The following is a 17,571-nucleotide window of genomic DNA, read 5'->3' on the forward strand; positions in this document are numbered from 1 at the left end:
TGGGTTCATGTGCAAATATCGTTATTATATCCGTTTTGACCAGTGTATTCTGCCTGCAACCTGCAAAAAAAAGCTCATAAGGATATCCCCATGAACGCCAACACGCCTGTTCTGCGCGCCAAGGATGCACCGGACCTCAACAGCTTTGACTGGGCCGACCCGTTCCGCCTTGCCGATCAGCTGAGCGAAGAAGAGCGCATGATCGCCGAAAGCGCGCGCAGCTTTGCCCAAGAAACGTTGCAACCACGGGTGATTGACGCCTATCGCGAAGAGCGGGTCGACCCCGGAATTTTCCGCGAAATGGGCGATATGGGCCTTTTGGGCACGACCATCCCCGAAGAATACGGCGGCCTTGGCGCGAACTATGTCACCTATGGCCTTGTTGCACGTGAAATCGAGCGGGTCGATTCCGGCTATCGCAGCATGATGAGCGTTCAATCGAGCCTTGTGATGTATCCGATCTATGCCTACGGCAGCGAAGAACAGCGCCGTAAGTATCTGCCTGGATTGGCAAAAGGCGAGTTGATCGGCTGTTTCGGCCTGACCGAACCCGACGCCGGATCTGACCCTGCGGGCATGAAAACCCGCGCCGAAAAGACCGCGACCGGATACCGTATCACCGGCACAAAGATGTGGATTTCCAACAGCCCGATCGCCGATGTGTTCGTCATCTGGGCGAAATCAGAGGCGCATGACGGCAAAATTCGCGGCTTTGTCCTTGAAAAAGGCATGACGGGGCTGAGCGCGCCGAAAGTGGGCGGAAAGCTATCGTTGCGCGCCTCGGTCACGGGCGAGATCGTGATGGAGGGTGTTGAGATCGGCGAAGAGGCTCTTTTGCCGAATGTTCAAGGGCTTAAAGGGCCCTTTGGATGTTTGAACCGGGCGCGTTACGGCATCGCCTGGGGCGTGATGGGCGCGGCCGAATTCTGTTGGCAGGCGTCGCGGCAATACGGGCTTGATCGGCGCCAATTCAACCGGCCGTTGGCGCAAACCCAGCTGTTCCAGCTCAAGCTCGCCAATATGCAGACCGAAATCACCCTTGGCCTTCAGGCCGCCTTGCGGGTCGGTCGTTTGATGGACGAGGCCAACGCCGCGCCCGAGATGATCTCGATGATCAAGCGCAACAACTGCGGCAAGGCGCTTGAGATCGCGCGTCACGCGCGGGACATGCACGGCGGCAACGGGATTTCCGAAGAATTCCAGGTGATCCGGCACATGGTCAACCTCGAAACCGTGAACACCTACGAGGGCACGCATGACGTTCATGCACTCATCCTCGGACGGGCGCAAACCGGCTTGCAGGCGTTCTTTTAAGCATGCACAGTCGGCGAAAACCTTTGGCATAGGGCTTGCATGGATCGCGCAGAAATCGTTCACGAAAATTTCCTGAGACGCGTTGGCGCGGGCGATCTGCCCGCGCTTTCTGTGCTCACGGCGAAACAGGCCGGGCTTGATCATGCGGCGCTGTTAACCTTGTTTCGCGCGCAGGTCATCAGCCGCCAGCTTGACCGCGTCGCGCGCCGCCTTCAGGCCGAGGGGCAGGGGTTTTATACCATCGGATCAAGCGGGCATGAGGGCGTCGCGGCGGTGGCAAGCGCGCTGCGCCCCACCGATCCGGCGTTTCTGCATTACCGCGACGGCGCGTTTCAGGTGGCGCGCGCCCAGCAGGTGCCGGGACAAGACCCGATTTGGGACATGCTGCTGAGTTTCACCGCCTCGGTCGAAGACCCGATCAGCGGCGGGCGCCACAAGGTTCTGGGCAGCAAAGCCCTCAGCATTCCGCCGCAAACCTCGACCATCGCCAGCCATCTGCCCAAGGCGGTCGGCGCGGCCTATTCCATCGGGTTGATGCGCCGCTCACCGCCGCCCATGCCGGAATATGCGCCCGATGCGATTGCGTTTTGCAGCTTTGGCGACGCCTCGATGAACCATTCCACGGCGCAAGGTGCGCTGAATTGCGCCGGTTGGACAAGCTGGCAGGGCGCGCCGCTGCCTTTGCTTTTTCTGTGCGAAGACAATGGCATAGGGATCTCCGTTAAATCTCCAGAAGGCTGGGTTTCGGCGGTGCTTCAATCGCGCCCCGGTCTGCGGTATTTTTCCTGCAACGGGTTTGATCCGGTCGAGACATATGCAACCGCCCGCGAGGCCGCTGACTGGGTGCGCCACCTGCGCAAACCGGCGATCCTGCATATGTCCTGCGTGCGGCTTTATGGGCATGCAGGGCCGGATGTCGAGGCCGCCTATCGCCCGATGGCCGAGATCGAGGCCGGTGAGGCGCATGATCCGCTGCTCTATTCGGCGGCGCGGCTGATCGCTGAAGGGGTGGCTACGAAAACGGATATTCTTGAGCTTTATCAGTCTGTTTTCGATGAAACCTCATCCAAGGGTCAAGAGGCTGTCAAGCGCCCCAAGCTGAGCAGCGCCGCAGATGTCATGACCTCAATCATCCCGCCCAAGCGAGAGGTGGCGCGCGTCAATGGCCCCGACCCGGACGCGCGTGCCGCATCGTTCGGCCCCTCGGACATGCGCGCGCTTGAGGCGCCGCAGCCGATGAACAAGCTGATCAACCTCGGCCTGAGTGACCTTATGCTGCATTTTCCCGAAATTGTCATGGCGGGCGAAGATATTGGCCGCAAAGGCGGGGTTTACGGCATCACCAAGGGGTTGCAGTCCCGCTTTGGCGCGCATCGGATGATCGACAGTCTGCTCGACGAGCAAAGCATTCTCGGCCTGTCGCTTGGGCTGGCGCAGAACGGCTATATACCGATGCCGGAAATTCAGTTTCTGGCCTATCTGCACAATGCAGAGGATCAGTTGCGCGGCGAGGCGGCGACGCTTTCGTTTTTCTCGAACGGTCAATTCACCAACCCGATGGTGCTTCGGATCGCGGGGCTTGGCTATCAAAAGGGCTTTGGCGGGCATTTCCATAACGACAATTCCCTGGCGGTTCTGCGCGACATTCCCGGCATAATTATTGGTTGTCCTTCAAATGGTTATGATGCGGTCCTCATGTATCGTGAGGCGATCCGGCTGGCCCGCGAAGAGGCCCGCGTCGTGGTGATGATCGAGCCGATCGCGCTTTATCCGATGCGCGATCTGCAGGAGGCGGGTGATTGCGGCTGGATGCGGAGCTATCCGGGACCAGAGGCACGCGCGCCGCTCGGGCAGGTTGGCATCACCGGCACTGGCACCGACCTTGCCATCGTGACCTATGGCAATGGCTGTTACCTGAGCCATCAGGCGATGGCAGAGTTGGGCGAGGGGGTGCGGGTCATTGATCTGCGCTGGATCGCGCCGCTGGCGGAAGAGGCGCTTCTCAAGGCGGTTGAGGGCTGTGACCGCATTCTCATCGTTGATGAATGTCGCCGCACCGGCGGCCAGGCCGAGGCACTTGCCACGCTTTTTGGCGAACGCCTTGACGTGCCCGTGGCGCGCGAGGTGGCCCAAGACAGCTTTATCGCCACCGGCCCGGCATATGGCGTCACGATGCCGTCAAAGGCCTCGATCGTCGCCGCCGCAGAGCGGATGTTGCGCCGATGACCGGGCTTGGCAATCTTTGGCGACAGAGCGCCAGGGAAAGCTTTGAGGCGCCGGGATTTCAGGGCGATCTTGCCGTTGACCTTGTAATTATTGGCGCCGGATTTACCGGCCTTTCGGCGGCGCTTGCGGCCGCGGGGCAGGGCGCCACGGTGGCCGTGCTTGAGGCCAACACCGTCGGCCACGGCGGATCGGGGCGAAACGTGGGGCTGGTCAATGCCGGTCTGTGGCTGCCGCCCGATGACGTGTGCCGCGCTCTAGGCGAGGCGGCAGGAGAGCACCTCAATACCGTTCTGGGCGGCGCGCCGGATGTGGTGTTTGATCTGGTCACGCGCCACGCGATTGACTGCGAACCAAGGCGCGCGGGCACCTTGCATCTGGCGCATGCCCCGAAGGGCGAGGCCCAACTCAAGGCGCGCCTGGCGCAGATGCAGGCGCGCGGCGCGCCGGTGCAATACCTTGCGGCGGATGAGGTGGCCAAACGCACCGCGAGCGCGGCTTTTGGCGGCGCACTATTTGATGCGCGTGCGGGTACGATTCAGCCATTGGCCTATGCGCGCGGTCTTGCGCGGGCCGCCGCAGAGCAGGGCGCGCGGATTTACGAGCAGAGCCCCGTCACCGGCGCCGCGCGGCACGGTGGTCAATGGGTGGTAACAAGCCGCTCTGGCAAGATCCGGGCGCGCCGACTTTTGGTGGCAACCAATGCCTATCACCAGCCGCTGGCGCATATGTCGATGCCATCTGTGCCGGTGGTGCAGTATTTTCAGCTGGCCACCAAGCCGCTTGCCGCGAACCTTGGCGGTGATATTCTGGCGGGCGGCGAGGGGGCTTGGGACACCGGGCTTATCATGACCTCGATCCGGCGCGACGAAGCCGGGCGCGTCATCATCGGCGGCATGGGAAGCGAGGCCGCGACCCATACCAATTGGGCCGAACGCAAGCTGGCAAGGCTCTTTCCCCGGCTTGCCGGCTTCGAGATCGAGCACGCCTGGAGCGGCAAGATCGCCATGACCCAAGATCATCTGCCCCGCATTTTGCGGCTTGGGCGTGAGGGGCTTGCAATTTTTGGCTATTCGGGGCGCGGCATCGGGCCGGGCACGGTGTTTGGTCGCGCGGCGGCTCTGGCCTTGCTGTCTGACGATGAAAGCGGGCTGCCAGTGCCGGGCGTTGATATGTACGCCGAAAGGTTCTGCACCCTGAAGGCGCTGTTTTACGAAACCGGCGCGCGGCTTGTCCACTTGGGGGCCGCACGCAGCTAGCCATTGGCGCACAGTCACTGTTTGTTGACCCAAGTCCCATTGCGTCGGGGCGCCACGGCTGTATGTGCACCCTCCAGACCAGATTTCGGAGCAGGACATGGCCCTTCAGGATACCGGTGCGAGTTTCACCCAAGGCAGCCTCATGCGGCATGTCTCGGTCATGTCGTTCACCTCAAGCATCGGCTTGATGGCGATCTTCGCGGTCGACCTTCTGGATATCGTGTTCATTTCGATGCTGGGGCGCGATGAACTGGCGGCGGCGGCGGGCTATGCCAGCACGATCATGTTCTTTTTCAGCGCCGTGAACATCGGTCTGTCAATCACCGCCGGCGCCCTTGTCGGGCGGGCCACCGGCGCCGACGAGCCGCTTGACGCCCGCGAGTACGCCAGCAGCGTGGCCGTCATTTCGGTGGTGGTGGGCATTCTCCTTCCGCTCGTGGCCCTGCCCAATATCGCGGCTTTGCTGGCCCTTGTCGGAGCGACAGGACAGGTGGCGGAGCTGGCGGCAGGCTATCTCTGGATCATCCTTCCCACGACCATGGTGTCGGGCCTGTCGATGGTCGCGGTGGCGGTTTTGCGCGCCTATGGCGACGCGCGCGGGGCGATGTATCCCGCGCTTTTGGGCGGCGGCGTGAACGCAGTGCTCGACCCGCTTTTGATCTTTACGCTTGGCATGGGCCTTAACGGGGCGGCCATGGCCACCGTGGCGGCTAGGGTCGCGACAATGGCGATGGCCATGGGGTTTGCGGTATTCCGATATCGTGCCTTTTCGGTGCCGCGCCCGCAATGCGTGGCCCGCGACTTCCGCGAGGCGGCCGGGATTGCCTTGCCCGCGGTGCTTGGAACCGTTGCGACGCCCGTGGGCACGGCGATTGTCACCCGCGAGATGGCGAAATACGGACATGACGCGGTCGCCGGTCTGGCGGTGATCAACCGGATGGTCCCGGTGGTGTTTTCGGTGGTTCTTGCGCTGTCAGGGGCAATCGGGCCGATTTTCGGTCAGAATTTTGGGGCAGGGCGTCTGGACCGGGTGCAGGAAACGTTTTTTGAAGGGCTTAAGTTCCTGGCGATTTACGTGCTGGTGATGTCGGCGCTTTTGTTCGTGTTGCGCGCCCCGATTGCCGGGCTTTTCGACGCCACCGGCACCATGCGCTCGCTATTATATCTCTATTGCGGACCGCTCGCGCTTGCATCGTTTTTCAACGGGGCGATTTTTGTCTCGAACGCGTCGTTCAACAACCTTGGGCATCCGGGCTATTCGACCGGCGTGAACTGGGCGCGCCAGACGCTTGGGACCTTGCCCTTTGTGCTGGCGTTCGGGGCCATTTGGGGCGCGCATGGCGTGCTCATCGGTCAGGCCCTCGGTGGGGCCGTTTTCGCGGCGGTTGCGATCTGGCTTGGGCTACGGGTGATTCAGGCGCCGTGCCGTGATCCGCTCAGGGGACAGTACACATGCCCAGAGATGCGCATGCAGGTCATGTCGAACCGATCTTACAGGTAAGACTATGGTCGCACCTAAGTACGCATAATCAGTATTATGTTAATAATGCAAAGGCAAACCCATCGGTTCAGATTGATAAAAAGAATATCTTTATACTAATTTTCCATACCTTACGTTCCACTCCTCATGTATTTCTGACGGGTTTGCCGACTATGATTGGACAAAATGAACCTACTCCGAACGTCAGCACATAAGCCACAGGCCAAAATGTTAACGATTTCAGTGCCTAGCGGTCTCGACAGGTTAATGTTTAGCAGTCTATGACTTGAATCTAGGAGGACTGACATGACAGCAATTCTGATCCTGAACGGCCCGAACCTCAACCTCCTTGGCACGCGCCAACCGGACGTCTACGGCCACACCACCCTTGCCGATATCGAGGCCATGTGCCGCAACAAGGCCAAGGCCCTTGGGGTTGAGCTCGGCTTTGGTCAAAGCAACCATGAGGGCGCATTGGTGGATGAGATCCACGCCGCGCGCGGCCGCTTTGACGGTATCATCCTGAATGCCGGTGCCTATACCCACACTTCGGTCGCGCTGCGCGACGCGATAAGTTCGGTCGAACTGCCGATGATCGAACTGCACCTGTCAAATGTTCATGCCCGCGAAGCGTTTCGTCACACGTCATTCCTCTCGGCCATTGCCGTCGGTGTGATCTGTGGCTTTGGCGCCAAGGGCTATGGTCTGGCGCTAGAGGCGATGGTCGGTCACCTGGAGACTGCTGGATGATCGAAGCCGGTAAGGTCAACTCACTGCTGAATGCATCAAGCATCGAAGAGCTATGGAGCATCCATACTCAGTACATGGCCGACTATGGGTTCGACAGGTTGATTTACGGCTATACCCGCTATCGCACGGCGACCTCTTTGGGCAATCCCGACGACTTTGTCATTCTGACCAATCACAGCAACGAATATACCGATGTCTTCATTGGCGAAGGTCTGTATTTTCAGGCCCCGATGGTGCGTTGGGCGCTTGAAAATGAAGGCGCCTGTTCGTGGTCGCGCCTTAGGGAAATGACCGAAGACGGCACGATGTCACCAGAGGAACAAAAGGTTTACGATTACAACCGGGCGCAGAACATTGCCGCGGGCTATTCGATTAGTTTCAAGTCGCTGTCACCGCGCACCAAGGGCGCGATTGCGCTGACCGCGCGTCCCGGTCTGAGCCAGGCCAAAGTCGATGAGATGTGGAAACGCGATGGCGACGCCATTCTGGCGCTGAACAACCTGGCGCATCTGCGCATTCTGTCCCTGCCCTATACTGCGCCGGGCCGCGGGCTGACGGCGCGCCAACGCGAGGTTCTGGGCTGGGTCGGCGATGGAAAGACCGTTCAGGACATCGCCGTCCTGATCGGACTCACCCCGGCCACCGTCGAAAAGCATTTGCGGCTGGCACGTGCGGCTTTGAATGTCGAAACGACGGCGCAAGCGGTTTTGAAAGCTGCATTTCAGAATCAAATTTTCATTCTCGAAAATTAACCCTTTTGATAACAAAAGGTTATAAAGAGGTATGGAATTCCATACTTTCATGACCCTACGTAAAATAGCATTATATCAAAGTTCCGTGAGTGGTGGCTTTATAGCCCGGGAACATGGGGGCAGTTCTACCTTTTGATTTTGGGAAAGGCTGTCCTCTCCGGTCCTACCGGATGTCGGCTGTCAGCCCATATTTTTCTGGGTTGGCGGTCGGCGCCTATAGATCGTCGTTTCATCCCCAATAGACGGCCGATCGTATCAGTGGTGTTGCCCTCACGGGCGGCACCGCTTTTTTCGTTCGCCCGTATTCAACCAGAAAGGGCGCCCCCGCGAGAGGACGCCCTTTGAAAGATCCGATGATCGCGGGGCTTAGCCCTGGGCGACCTTGGCCACTTCTGCGGCGAAATCTTCTTCTTTTTTCTCGATGCCTTCGCCTACTTCAAGGCGAATGAAGCCGGTGATCTCTGCGCCGGCTTCCTTGGCGGCGGCCGCGACGGTAAGGTCGGGGTTCATCACAAAGGCCTGGCCCAGAAGGGTCACTTCGGACATGAACTTGGCCATGCGACCGACGATCATCTTTTCGATCACCGCATCGGGCTTGCCGGATTCGCGGGCGATCTCGATCTGAACCTGCTTTTCCTTTTCGACAACCGCCGCGTCAAGCGAGGCTTCGTCCAGCGAGGCAGGGTTGGTGGCGGCGATATGCATCGCAACCTGACGACCAAAGCCCGCGTCGCCCTTCAGAGCAACCAGAACGCCGATCTTGCCCATGCCATCGGCGGCGGCATTGTGGACGTAGGACACAACCGTGTCGCCCTCAAGCGCGGCCATGCGGCGCACCGACATGTTCTCGCCGATGGTGGCGATCTTGGCGTTCACGGTATCGGCAACGCTTTTGCCACCCATGTCAGCCGCCAGAAGCGACTCAAGGTCAGCCGCGCCAAGGGCCGCCTTGGCGATCCCGGCAACCATGCCCTGAAACTCGGCGTTTTTCGCAACAAAGTCGGTTTCCGAATTCACTTCAACAGCAACCCCGCGGCCACCCTCGACCTGAACCGCAACAAGACCTTCGGCCGCGGTACGGCCCGATTTCTTGGCCGCTTTCGCGAGGCCCTTGGTGCGCAGCCAGTCAACCGCGGCTTCCATGTCGCCATCGGTTTCGGTCAGCGCTTTTTTCGCGTCCATCATGCCTGCGCCCGTCGAATCGCGCAGTTCTTTTACCATTGCAGCTGTGATCGCCATCTCGGCTCTCCTCAAATCAGTCAGGGATTGAGGGCAGGCTGTTCCCCTGCCCTCATGTCAATGTCGTGACGTCGCTCAGCCTTCGGCTGCGGCGGTCTCGGTCGGTGCGGCCTCGGCGAGCACCTCTTCCATCGGGGCCTCTTCCATGGCGCCAAGATCAACGCCGGCGGCGCCCATCTGGGCGGTCATGCCGTCAAGTGCCGCGCGGCTTACCAGATCACAGTAAAGCGCGATGGCGCGGGCCGCGTCGTCGTTGCCGGGGATGATATAGTCGATGCCGTCGGGCGAGCAGTTGGTGTCAACCACGGCCACGACCGGGATGCCAAGCTTGTTGGCTTCGGCAACGGCCAGGGCTTCTTTTTTCACGTCGATGACGAACAGAAGGTCCGGCACGCCGCCCATTTCACGGATCCCGCCAAGCGAAGCCTGAAGCTTGCCCTGGTCACGTTCCATGCCAAGACGCTCTTTCTTGGTCAGGCCTTCGGCGCCGCCTTCAAGGGCTTCGTCGATCTGCTTGAGGCGCTGGATCGATTTCGACACGGTCTGCCAGTTGGTCAGCGTGCCACCAAGCCAGCGGTGGTTCATGTAATACTGTGCGCATTTGTCAGCGGCATCGGCAACCGGTGTCGCGGCCTGACGCTTGGTGCCGACAAACAGGATGCGGCCGTTCTTGGCAACGGTTTCACGGATCACATTCAGCGCCGCGTCCAGCATCGGAACGGTTTGCGTGAGGTCCATGATGTGGATGCCATTGCGCGCGCCATAGATGAACTCGCCCATGCGGGGGTTCCAGCGTTGCGTTTGGTGGCCAAAGTGAACGCCAGCTTCAAGCAGCTGACGCATGGTGAACTCGGGAAGAGCCATGGTCGTTTCCTTTTCCGGTTTTCGCCTCGGTACGGGGTGAGAAGCGGGATGCTTCAACCGGTGGACAAACAGGGATGTCTCCCCCGTTGGCCCGCCCATACCTGCGGATTACAGTGCCGCGCGTATACCGCCCGATGCGCCAACGCGCAACCCCTGCCCCCGGTTTTTCACGTTCCCGCGCAAGCCACCGCGCATTGGACCATTGTCGCAAGGCGCCATTGCCCTTAGATACCTGCAAGGATCAGGATTTGGATAGCCGATGACCACGCCCTTTGACGAGTTGCAGACCCCCGCCAAGAAACCGCGCCGCTTTGTCGGCCTGCGCGCCAGTTTCCTGACGGGCCTTGTTGTGATTGCTCCGGTCGGACTGACGCTCTGGCTGATGTGGTCTGTGGTGGGCTGGGTCGACGGCTTCGTTCTGCCGCTTATACCGCAACATTACCAGCCCGAAAAATATATCGGCATCAATCTGCGTGGTGTCGGCCTGATCATCTTTCTGATCTTCACGGTGATTGTCGGCTGGATTGCCAAGGGGCTGATCGGGCGCTCGCTGATCGTTTTTGCCGAATCGCTGGTGAACCGCATGCCGGTGGTCCGCTCAATCTATTCGGGCGTCAAACAAATCGCCGAAACCGTCTTTGCCCAATCCGAAAGCAGCTTCGAGAAGGCCTGCCTTATCCAATACCCGCGCAAGGATATCTGGGCGATCGGCTTTATCTCGATCGAGGCCAAGGGCGAGATCAACGAAAAGGCCCAGACCGGCAGCAACCTTGTCAGCGTCTTCGTGCCGACCACGCCAAACCCGACCTCGGGCTTCCTGCTGTTCTTTCCGCGAGAGGATGTGATCGAGCTCGACATGAGCATCGAGGATGCCGCGAAACTGGTGATTTCGGCCGGCCTTGTCTACCCCGGTCAGGGCAAACCCGGTGCCGAGGCCCCCAAACCCAAGGCGTCCTGAGCCTTTCATCGTTCCATAAATACTCAAAATCCGGCGGGGGCCATCGCCCCCGCCCTTGCGATCATCGCTTAAAGCGCGGTCCAGCCGCCATCGACACTGATCGTAGTGCCGGTGATCTGCGCCGCCGCATCCGAGCACAGGAAAAGCGCCGTGCCGCCAAGCTGCTCAACGGTCGCGAACTCTTTCGAGGGCTGGCGTTCCAGCATCACCTTCTTGATCACCTCGTCGCGATCCATGTCGTATTTCTTCATGGTATCGGGGATCTGCGCCTCGACCAGCGGCGTCAGGACATAACCCGGACAGATCGCATTGGCGGTGATCGGTTCCTGCGCGGTTTCAAGGGCGACGACCTTGGTCATGCCGACGATGCCGTGCTTGGCGGCCACATAGGCCGATTTATAGGGGCTCGCCGTAAGACCATGCGCGCTTGCGATATTGATCACCCGGCCCCAGCCGACGGCGCGCATCTTTGGCAGCGCGGCGGCGGTGGTGTGAAACGCCGAATTCATGTTGATCGCGATGATCGCATTCCATTTGTCGGTCGGAAATTCGTCAATCGGCGCGACGTGCTGAATGCCGGCGTTGTTGATCAGGATGTCACAGGTGCCTGCCTGTTCGATCAGGGCGCGGCATTGCTCCGCGTCGGACATATCCGCCTTGATATAGCGCGCGGTGACGCCGTGCTCTTTGGCGATCTCTGCCGCAAGCGCGTGATCCTCGTCCGAATCGGTAAAGGAATTGAGAACGACGTTCACACCCGCACGTGCAAGCTCCTGCGCGATCCCCAAACCGATGCCGGAATTCGATCCGGTGATGACTGCTGTTTTACCTTTGACGCTCATGCCCATTCTCCCAATTCGTGTTGCAGGCGCAGCATAGGTGCTGCAGATGCGAATTGCACGAGGCTTGGCGATCACGTCCCTGAGAGGCGAAGGCGGGCTTGCTTCTGGTCAAAAAAAACGCCCGCGCGAAGCGGGCGTCAAGTTATTGAGGCAGGTTTCATACAGGCAAGAAACCTATCGAGCAGTGACACCTTTATAAGCAATCCAGCGCCGCAGTCCAAGCTAAAAGTTTGATAATGCATGAATCCAGCCTTAGGGTCCGGGCCAGAGAAACAAGGATTATTGGGGATTGTCGCCAAAATGAGATCAGATATTTTCCGCTTTGCCCGCGCCGGATTGCTCCTCTGCGCCTTGGCCGTGATGGCCGCACCGGGCGCGGCGGAGCCCGCCCATGGCATAGCTATGTATGGCGATCCCGCCCTACCACCTGATTTTGTGTCTCTCCCCTACGCCAACCCCGACGCGCCCAAGGGCGGACAGGTGGTGACCGGCAATGTCGGCGGCTTTGATTCGCTCAATCCGTTCATCCTGCGCGGCACCGCGCCGTGGCAATTGGCAAGCCTCACCCACGAGAGCCTGATGGGGCGATCGATGGACGAACCGTTCTCACTTTACGGCCTTTTGGCCGAATCGGTCGAGACCGGACCGAATCGCGACTGGGTCGAATTCACCCTGCGCGAGGGCGCGCGCTTCTCGGATGGAAGCCCGGTTACCGTCGAGGATGTGATCTGGTCCTACCGCGAACTTGGTACAAACGGGCACCCGCGCTATCGCGGCTTCTGGCAGAAGATCGCCGACATCGCCAAGACCGGCCCGCGCAGCCTGCGCCTGACCTTCAATGAAGAGGACCGCGAGTTGGCCCTTCTCGCCGGCCTGCGCCCGATTCTGCAAAAGGCCCAGTGGCAGGGCCGCGATATAAGTGAGGCGGGGATAGAGGATATCCCGCTTGGCACCGGCCCCTACGTGGTCGAGAGCTATGATATTGACCGCTCTGTCGTGCTGCGTCGCAATCCCGAGTATTGGGGCAAGAATCTGGCGTTTCGGCGCGGCACCAACAACTTTGATGAAATCCGCATCGAGTTTTACGGCGATGACACCGTGTTGAAAGAGGCGTTCAAGGCCGGGCTGATCAGTTATGTGCGCGAATTCAACGCCGATGCCTGGGCCAATCAGTATGACTTTCCCGCCCTCGAGCGCGGTGAGATCGTCAAATCAGAGGTGCCGCATCAAAAGCCCTCGGGCATGACCGGTTTCGTGATGAACACCCGGCGCGCGCCACTGGATGACTGGCGGGTGCGCGAGGCTCTGATCACGGCGTTCAACTTTGAGTATATCAACGACACCCTGACCGGCGGGCGTCAGCCGCGCATCACCTCGTATTTCTCGAACTCCGAACTGGCGATGGATCATGGGCCCGCCACCGGCCGGGTGCGCGAACTGCTCACGCCCTTCGCCGACACGCTTTTGCCCGGCGCGCTTGAGGGCTACGCGCTGCCCGTAAGCGACGGCACTGCGCGCAACCGCCGCAACATCCGCGCCGCCATGGCGCTTTTGAACGCGGCCGGCTGGACGGTTCAGGATGGTCGCCTTGCGAATGCCGAGGGCCAGCCGCTTGAATTGACGGTCTTGTTGCAACAAGACGGCTTGATCGGTCAGGCGACGGCGATGATGGATATCTATGCCCGCGCGCTTGAGCGGCTTGGCATCACCCTCACCACCCAGATGACCGACAAGGCGCAATACGCCGAGCGCGAGGCCCAGTACGACTTTGACCTCACCCTGATGCGCCGGTCTCTGTCGCTCAGCCCCGGCAACGAGCAGATGTTCTATTGGGGCTCGCAAGGCGTGAACCAACCCGGAAGCCGCAACCTCATGGGCATGGTCTCGCCCGCCGCCGAGGCGATGATCACCCATATGCTTCAGGCCAGGGACCGGGCCGAGTTTGTCGCCGCCACCCGCGCGCTTGACCGGGTGCTGACCACCGGGCGCTATGTGATCCCGATCCATCAATATAGCGTCGGGCGTATTGCCCATAAGTCACAGTTGAAATATCCAAGCGACCACCTGCCGATCTACGGGGATGGAATTGGATTTCTTCCCGAGGTATGGTGGTACGAGGCAGATTAAATAAAAACAGGCAATAAACGATAGGCAGGAGCTATGCGAAAACTGATTGCATTCGCCCTTATTTCCCTGATGGCCAGCTGTGCCACCGTGGATGGCGTGGGTCGCGACATATCCGGTGCAGCGCGCGGCGTTCAGAGCTGGTTCTGACGGCCCGGCACCTTTACCGTCCTTATTCTTTCCCTCTCTCGGGCCATTGGCACCGGGATAATTCTTTGCGCGCGCCATATCCGCCCAACTGCGGCGTAGGCGCGCGCTTTCCCCTTGACCCTCACGCCCATCCTGTCAAAACCTGCCCATGAGCACCGCAATCCTTACCATTGACCTTGATGCCATCGTCGCCAACTGGCGCGCCCTGGATGCCATGACCGAGGGCGAAACCGCCGCTGTGGTCAAGGCAGATGCCTATGGGCTTGGCCTCACGCGTGTGGCCCGCGCCCTTGCCCGCGCCGGCGCCCGCAGCTTTTTCGTCGCCGTCGCCGAAGAGGGCGCCGCCCTGCGCGAGGCCCTTGGGCCGGGGCCGACGATCTATGTGTTTTCCGGCCATATGCGCGGCGATGCCGATATGATCGGCGACATGGATCTTGTGCCGATGATCAACTCGCTTGATCAGCTGATCCGCCATGTCGAGGCCCTGCCGGATCAGCCCTTTGGCATTCAACTTGACAGCGGCATGAACCGGCTTGGCATGGAGCCCGGCGAATGGGCCGCCGTGCGCCAGATCGCCATGGCCCAAAAGCCGCGCCTGATCATGAGCCATCTCGCCTGCGCCGATGAGCCAGAGCATGCGATGAACCCGCAACAACTCGCGGCCTTCCTTGAGATGACCGACGACATCGACGTGCCGCGCAGCTTTGCCAATACCGGCGCGATCCTGCTGGATGAGGCCTATCATTTTGACCTGAGCCGTCCGGGGATCGGCGTCTATGGCGGGCGTCCCTTCGTGGATGCGCGCCCGGTGGTGACGCTTGATATTCCGGTGATTCAGTGCCGCGACCTGAGCGCGGGTGAAACCGTCGGCTATGGCAACAGCTTTACCGCCAGCCGCGACACGCGGATTGCGACCATCTCGGGGGGCTATGCCGATGGCATCATTCGCGCGATGGGCCCCAAAACCGTGCTTTGGGCCGAGGATACCCCCTGCCCCATTGCCGGGCGCATTTCGATGGATCTGATCGGCGTTGATATTACCGATCTTGGCTATGATCCGAAAACGCTTGAGCTTTTGGGGCGCCATCAGTGCATCGACACGCTGGCCGATAATGCAGGCACCATCGGCTATGAAATTCTGACATCATTGGGGGCGCGCTATATGCGGCGATATCTGGGCGGATGACGTATCTTATGTCATTCTTGGCCGCGATCGGGCGGTATGTGCTGGGCGCCTTGGCGGCCGTCGGGCGGATTGCCCTGTTTGCCACGCGCACCGTGAGCCACCTTGCGCGCCCGCCATTTTACTGGAGCGAGTTTGGCCATGCTTTGGTGCAGATCGGCTGGCTGTCGCTGCCGGTTGTGGGCATGACGGCGCTGTTCACCGGCGGCGCGCTCGCGCTTCAGATTTACGCCGGCGGCGCACGTTTCAACGCCGAAACCGTGGTGCCCTCGATTGTCGCCATCGGCCTGACGCGCGAACTCGGCCCGGTGCTTGGCGGCTTGATGGTTGCGGCACGGGTTGCGTCTAGCATCGCCGCCGAGATCGGCACCATGAAGGTGACCGAGCAGATCGACGCGCTCACCACCCTGTCGACCCATCCGATGAAATACCTCACCCTGCCCCGCGTTCTTGCGGCCACGCTTGCCGTGCCGCTTCTGGTTGGTGTTGGCGATGCCCTTGGCATCATGGGCGGCTTTCTTGTCGGCGTCGGGCGGCTTGATTTCGGCGCGGCGACCTACCTGCACAACACGATTGATTTCCTCGAAAACTGGGATGTCATTTCGGGCATGATCAAGGGCGCGGCCTTTGGCTTTATCGTGGCCTTGATGGGGTGCTATTACGGGATGAATTCGGGGCGCGGCGCACAGGGCGTCGGCAGCGCCACCAAGACCGCCGTGGTGGCCGCAAGCGTGCTTATCCTTGCGTCAAACTACCTTCTGACAGAGTTGTTTTTCTCAGCATGATAGAGCTTACCGACGTTCGCAAAGCCTTTGGCAACAATCACGTTCTGCGTGGCGTGAACCTGACCATTGAATCGGGCACCTCGATGGTGATCATCGGCGGGTCCGGCACCGGGAAATCCGTTGCCCTGAAATGCATCCTCGGTCTGATCAGCCCCGATAGCGGCACCATCACGCTGGATGGCAAGGATGTCACCACCGGCGACCGCGACGCGTTTCTGGCGCGCTTTGGCATGCTGTTTCAGGGCGGCGCCCTGTTTGACTCGCTGCCTGTCTGGCAAAACGTCGCCTTTCGCCTGTTGCGCGGCTCGCTGGCGCGCCCCAAGGACGAAGCCCGCGAAATCGCGATTGAAAAGCTGCGGCGTGTGGGCCTCAAACCCGATGTGGCCGATAAATTCCCCGCCGAATTGTCTGGTGGCATGCAAAAGCGCGTCGGCCTTGCCCGTGCCATCGCCGCCGAGCCCGAGATCATCTTTTTCGACGAGCCGACCACCGGGCTTGATCCGATCATGTCTGGCGTTATCAACGAGTTGATCCGCGAAATCGTGGTCGAGATGGGCGCCACCGCAATGACCATCACCCACGACATGACAAGCGTGCGCGCGATTGCCGACAATATCGCCATGCTGCACGACGGGGTGATCAAATGGACCGGCCCGGTTGGCCAGATGGACAATTCCGGCGATCCCTACCTTGACCAGTTCATCCACGGCCGCGCCGAGGGGCCGATCGAGGCGGTCCGGTGACAGGGCGACAAGCGGCCTTTTGGGCGCTCAAACTCGCCAACCTCGCCCTTCTTGTCCTCTTTCCAATCGCCTGGTTCGCGCCGCTTATCCGTGCCGGAATCCTGCCGTTCTTCGCGCTGGATCAAAACAGCGTCATCACCGGGTTGCAAAGCCTCTGGGAGGCGGATGTTTTCCTCGCGCTGCTGGTCACGGTGTTTGCCCTCTTCGCGCCCTATCTCAAAACCATCGGCCTTGCCCTGATCCACTTTCACCTGTTGGAGCGGCGGGTGCTGCCGGTGCTTCAGGTGCTGGGCAAGCTGGCGATGGCGGATGTGTTTCTGATCGCGCTTTACATCATCCTGTCGCGCTCTGTGGGGCTTGGCCGGATCGAGACCGCCTGGGGGCTTTACCTGTTCAGCTTTTGCGTGATCGCCTCGGTCATTATCGGCTGGATAACTGAAAAATACCGTGAAAACCGCCACATTGTTGAGCATTTGGAAACAAAGAATACTCGGTAACGTGAGCCTTTTCAGGACTTTACGCAGACTTGGACAATTCAATCCCTTGAGTTTCGGCGATTAAGCGCGCCATGGCTTGAACTTCACGTGAGCTTTGGTGGTGTAACCTATGAAAACGCAGGATAAACCGCACAAAGTGGCCTGAATGTTCTGGCGGTACTTTTGTGTTTCTGCCTGCCTGCAAACTATCGCATCATGGCGCTGGAAAACTCGCACAGGCGGATTTCGCCTGGTATGCAGGACGTGGCGCGCGCCCATGCCGCCGACAGAACCGGCGTTTTTCAGCTTTCGTCGGAATTTGACGCGGAGCGCGAACGCCTCGCCTATCTGCGCGATGGCTGCCAGAGCTGGGGGTTGAAGAGATGCGGCGCGCCGACGGTCGGGTGATCGACCTGACCCAAAAGGCGG

The 17,571-nt window shown here is 60.3% G+C and carries 17 protein-coding genes; 14 read left to right on the top strand and 3 right to left on the bottom strand.

Annotated elements, in window-relative coordinates:
* The first annotated feature begins 90 nt into the window (after positions 1–90).
* From ROG8370_RS00995 to ROG8370_RS01020, 6 genes are all read left to right on the top strand, one after another.
* The gene (locus ROG8370_RS00995) at positions 91–1,314 is read left to right on the top strand and encodes an acyl-CoA dehydrogenase (protein WP_085825218.1); all 1,224 of its coding nucleotides are present in this window, start codon (positions 91–93) and stop codon (positions 1,312–1,314) included.
* A gap of 39 nt (positions 1,315–1,353) precedes the next feature.
* The gene (locus tag ROG8370_RS01000) at positions 1,354–3,540 is read left to right on the top strand and encodes a dehydrogenase E1 component subunit alpha/beta (protein ID WP_085825219.1); all 2,187 of its coding nucleotides are present in this window, start codon (positions 1,354–1,356) and stop codon (positions 3,538–3,540) included.
* Complete coding sequence (locus ROG8370_RS01005; RefSeq protein ID WP_085825220.1) at positions 3,537–4,796, top strand: NAD(P)/FAD-dependent oxidoreductase; 1,260 nt, start codon at positions 3,537–3,539, stop codon at positions 4,794–4,796. The genes ROG8370_RS01000 and ROG8370_RS01005 overlap by 4 nt, the downstream gene beginning before the upstream one ends.
* Positions 4,797–4,893: 97 nt before the next feature.
* A complete protein-coding gene (locus ROG8370_RS01010; RefSeq protein ID WP_085825221.1) occupies positions 4,894–6,297 on the top strand; it encodes an MATE family efflux transporter in 1,404 nt (467 codons plus the stop codon).
* A 285-nt stretch (positions 6,298–6,582) separates the two neighbouring features.
* Entirely contained in the window at positions 6,583–7,026 is a 444-nt protein-coding gene (gene aroQ / locus ROG8370_RS01015; RefSeq protein ID WP_085825222.1) for a type II 3-dehydroquinate dehydratase, read from the top strand.
* Positions 7,023–7,778, top strand: a complete 756-nt coding sequence (locus ROG8370_RS01020; protein WP_085825223.1) for a LuxR family transcriptional regulator — start codon at positions 7,023–7,025, stop codon at positions 7,776–7,778. The genes aroQ and ROG8370_RS01020 overlap by 4 nt, the downstream gene beginning before the upstream one ends.
* A gap of 366 nt (positions 7,779–8,144) precedes the next feature.
* Here the strand turns inward: ROG8370_RS01020 and tsf are convergent, their stop codons facing one another.
* Together tsf and rpsB are read right to left on the bottom strand one after the other, a co-directional pair.
* Complete coding sequence (gene tsf, locus ROG8370_RS01025; protein WP_085825224.1) at positions 8,145–9,017, bottom strand: translation elongation factor Ts; 873 nt, start codon at positions 9,015–9,017, stop codon at positions 8,145–8,147.
* 75 nt (positions 9,018–9,092) lie between these two features.
* Positions 9,093–9,881, bottom strand: a complete 789-nt coding sequence (gene rpsB / locus ROG8370_RS01030) for a 30S ribosomal protein S2 (RefSeq protein WP_085825225.1) — start codon at positions 9,879–9,881, stop codon at positions 9,093–9,095.
* 259 nt (positions 9,882–10,140) lie between these two features.
* On the opposite strand from rpsB, the gene ROG8370_RS01035 reads away from it, so the two are divergent.
* Positions 10,141–10,839: a DUF502 domain-containing protein gene (locus ROG8370_RS01035; protein ID WP_085825226.1), complete on the top strand. Its 699-nt coding sequence runs from the start codon at positions 10,141–10,143 to the stop codon at positions 10,837–10,839.
* A gap of 68 nt (positions 10,840–10,907) precedes the next feature.
* On the opposite strand, the gene ROG8370_RS01040 is transcribed toward ROG8370_RS01035, so the two are convergent.
* The gene (locus ROG8370_RS01040; protein ID WP_085825273.1) at positions 10,908–11,681 is read right to left on the bottom strand and encodes a 3-hydroxybutyrate dehydrogenase; all 774 of its coding nucleotides are present in this window, start codon (positions 11,679–11,681) and stop codon (positions 10,908–10,910) included.
* 300 nt (positions 11,682–11,981) lie between these two features.
* Between ROG8370_RS01040 and ROG8370_RS01045 the strand changes: the two genes are divergently transcribed.
* The 7 genes from ROG8370_RS01045 to ROG8370_RS20730 all read left to right on the top strand — a co-directional run bounded on the left by ROG8370_RS01045 (position 11,982) and on the right by ROG8370_RS20730 (position 17,550).
* Complete coding sequence (locus ROG8370_RS01045; protein WP_085825227.1) at positions 11,982–13,808, top strand: extracellular solute-binding protein; 1,827 nt, start codon at positions 11,982–11,984, stop codon at positions 13,806–13,808.
* A gap of 33 nt (positions 13,809–13,841) precedes the next feature.
* The gene (locus tag ROG8370_RS01050) at positions 13,842–13,955 is read left to right on the top strand and encodes an entericidin EcnA/B family protein (protein WP_139838007.1); all 114 of its coding nucleotides are present in this window, start codon (positions 13,842–13,844) and stop codon (positions 13,953–13,955) included.
* 148 nt (positions 13,956–14,103) lie between these two features.
* On the top strand, positions 14,104–15,141 hold the full coding sequence (alr, locus tag ROG8370_RS01055; RefSeq protein WP_085825228.1) for an alanine racemase: 1,038 nt from the start codon (positions 14,104–14,106) through the stop codon (positions 15,139–15,141).
* An 8-nt stretch (positions 15,142–15,149) separates the two neighbouring features.
* The gene (locus tag ROG8370_RS01060; protein WP_085825275.1) at positions 15,150–15,923 is read left to right on the top strand and encodes an MlaE family ABC transporter permease; all 774 of its coding nucleotides are present in this window, start codon (positions 15,150–15,152) and stop codon (positions 15,921–15,923) included.
* Entirely contained in the window at positions 15,920–16,666 is a 747-nt protein-coding gene (locus ROG8370_RS01065) for an ABC transporter ATP-binding protein (RefSeq protein ID WP_085825229.1), read from the top strand. Before ROG8370_RS01060 ends, ROG8370_RS01065 begins: the two co-directional genes overlap by 4 nt.
* Positions 16,663–17,163, top strand: a complete 501-nt coding sequence (locus ROG8370_RS01070; protein ID WP_085825230.1) for a paraquat-inducible protein A — start codon at positions 16,663–16,665, stop codon at positions 17,161–17,163. Before ROG8370_RS01065 ends, ROG8370_RS01070 begins: the two co-directional genes overlap by 4 nt.
* Positions 17,164–17,358: 195 nt before the next feature.
* On the top strand, positions 17,359–17,550 hold the full coding sequence (locus tag ROG8370_RS20730; RefSeq protein WP_212580033.1) for a hypothetical protein: 192 nt from the start codon (positions 17,359–17,361) through the stop codon (positions 17,548–17,550).
* The last annotated feature ends 21 nt before the right edge of the window (positions 17,551–17,571 follow it).

Source organism: Roseovarius gaetbuli (assembly GCF_900172365.1).
Lineage (GTDB): Bacteria > Pseudomonadota > Alphaproteobacteria > Rhodobacterales > Rhodobacteraceae > Roseovarius > Roseovarius gaetbuli.

Bases quoted from the DNA above. Each gene is read 5' to 3' on its own strand.
- tsf (WP_085825224.1), bottom strand. From the start codon at position 9,017: ATGGCGATCACAGCTGCAATGGTAAAAGAACTGCGCGATTCGACGGGC.
- ROG8370_RS01005 (WP_085825220.1), top strand. From the start codon at position 3,537: ATGACCGGGCTTGGCAATCTTTGGCGACAGAGCGCCAGGGAAAGCTTT.
- ROG8370_RS01010 (WP_085825221.1), top strand. From the start codon at position 4,894: ATGGCCCTTCAGGATACCGGTGCGAGTTTCACCCAAGGCAGCCTCATG.
- alr (WP_085825228.1), top strand. From the start codon at position 14,104: ATGAGCACCGCAATCCTTACCATTGACCTTGATGCCATCGTCGCCAAC.
- ROG8370_RS01000 (WP_085825219.1), top strand. From the start codon at position 1,354: ATGGATCGCGCAGAAATCGTTCACGAAAATTTCCTGAGACGCGTTGGC.
- ROG8370_RS01065 (WP_085825229.1), top strand. From the start codon at position 15,920: ATGATAGAGCTTACCGACGTTCGCAAAGCCTTTGGCAACAATCACGTT.
- aroQ (WP_085825222.1), top strand. From the start codon at position 6,583: ATGACAGCAATTCTGATCCTGAACGGCCCGAACCTCAACCTCCTTGGC.
- ROG8370_RS01060 (WP_085825275.1), top strand. From the start codon at position 15,150: ATGTCATTCTTGGCCGCGATCGGGCGGTATGTGCTGGGCGCCTTGGCG.
- ROG8370_RS20730 (WP_212580033.1), top strand. From the start codon at position 17,359: ATGGCGCTGGAAAACTCGCACAGGCGGATTTCGCCTGGTATGCAGGAC.
- ROG8370_RS01035 (WP_085825226.1), top strand. From the start codon at position 10,141: ATGACCACGCCCTTTGACGAGTTGCAGACCCCCGCCAAGAAACCGCGC.
- rpsB (WP_085825225.1), bottom strand. From the start codon at position 9,881: ATGGCTCTTCCCGAGTTCACCATGCGTCAGCTGCTTGAAGCTGGCGTT.
- ROG8370_RS01045 (WP_085825227.1), top strand. From the start codon at position 11,982: ATGAGATCAGATATTTTCCGCTTTGCCCGCGCCGGATTGCTCCTCTGC.
- ROG8370_RS01020 (WP_085825223.1), top strand. From the start codon at position 7,023: ATGATCGAAGCCGGTAAGGTCAACTCACTGCTGAATGCATCAAGCATC.
- ROG8370_RS01050 (WP_139838007.1), top strand. From the start codon at position 13,842: ATGCGAAAACTGATTGCATTCGCCCTTATTTCCCTGATGGCCAGCTGT.
- ROG8370_RS01040 (WP_085825273.1), bottom strand. From the start codon at position 11,681: ATGAGCGTCAAAGGTAAAACAGCAGTCATCACCGGATCGAATTCCGGC.
- ROG8370_RS00995 (WP_085825218.1), top strand. From the start codon at position 91: ATGAACGCCAACACGCCTGTTCTGCGCGCCAAGGATGCACCGGACCTC.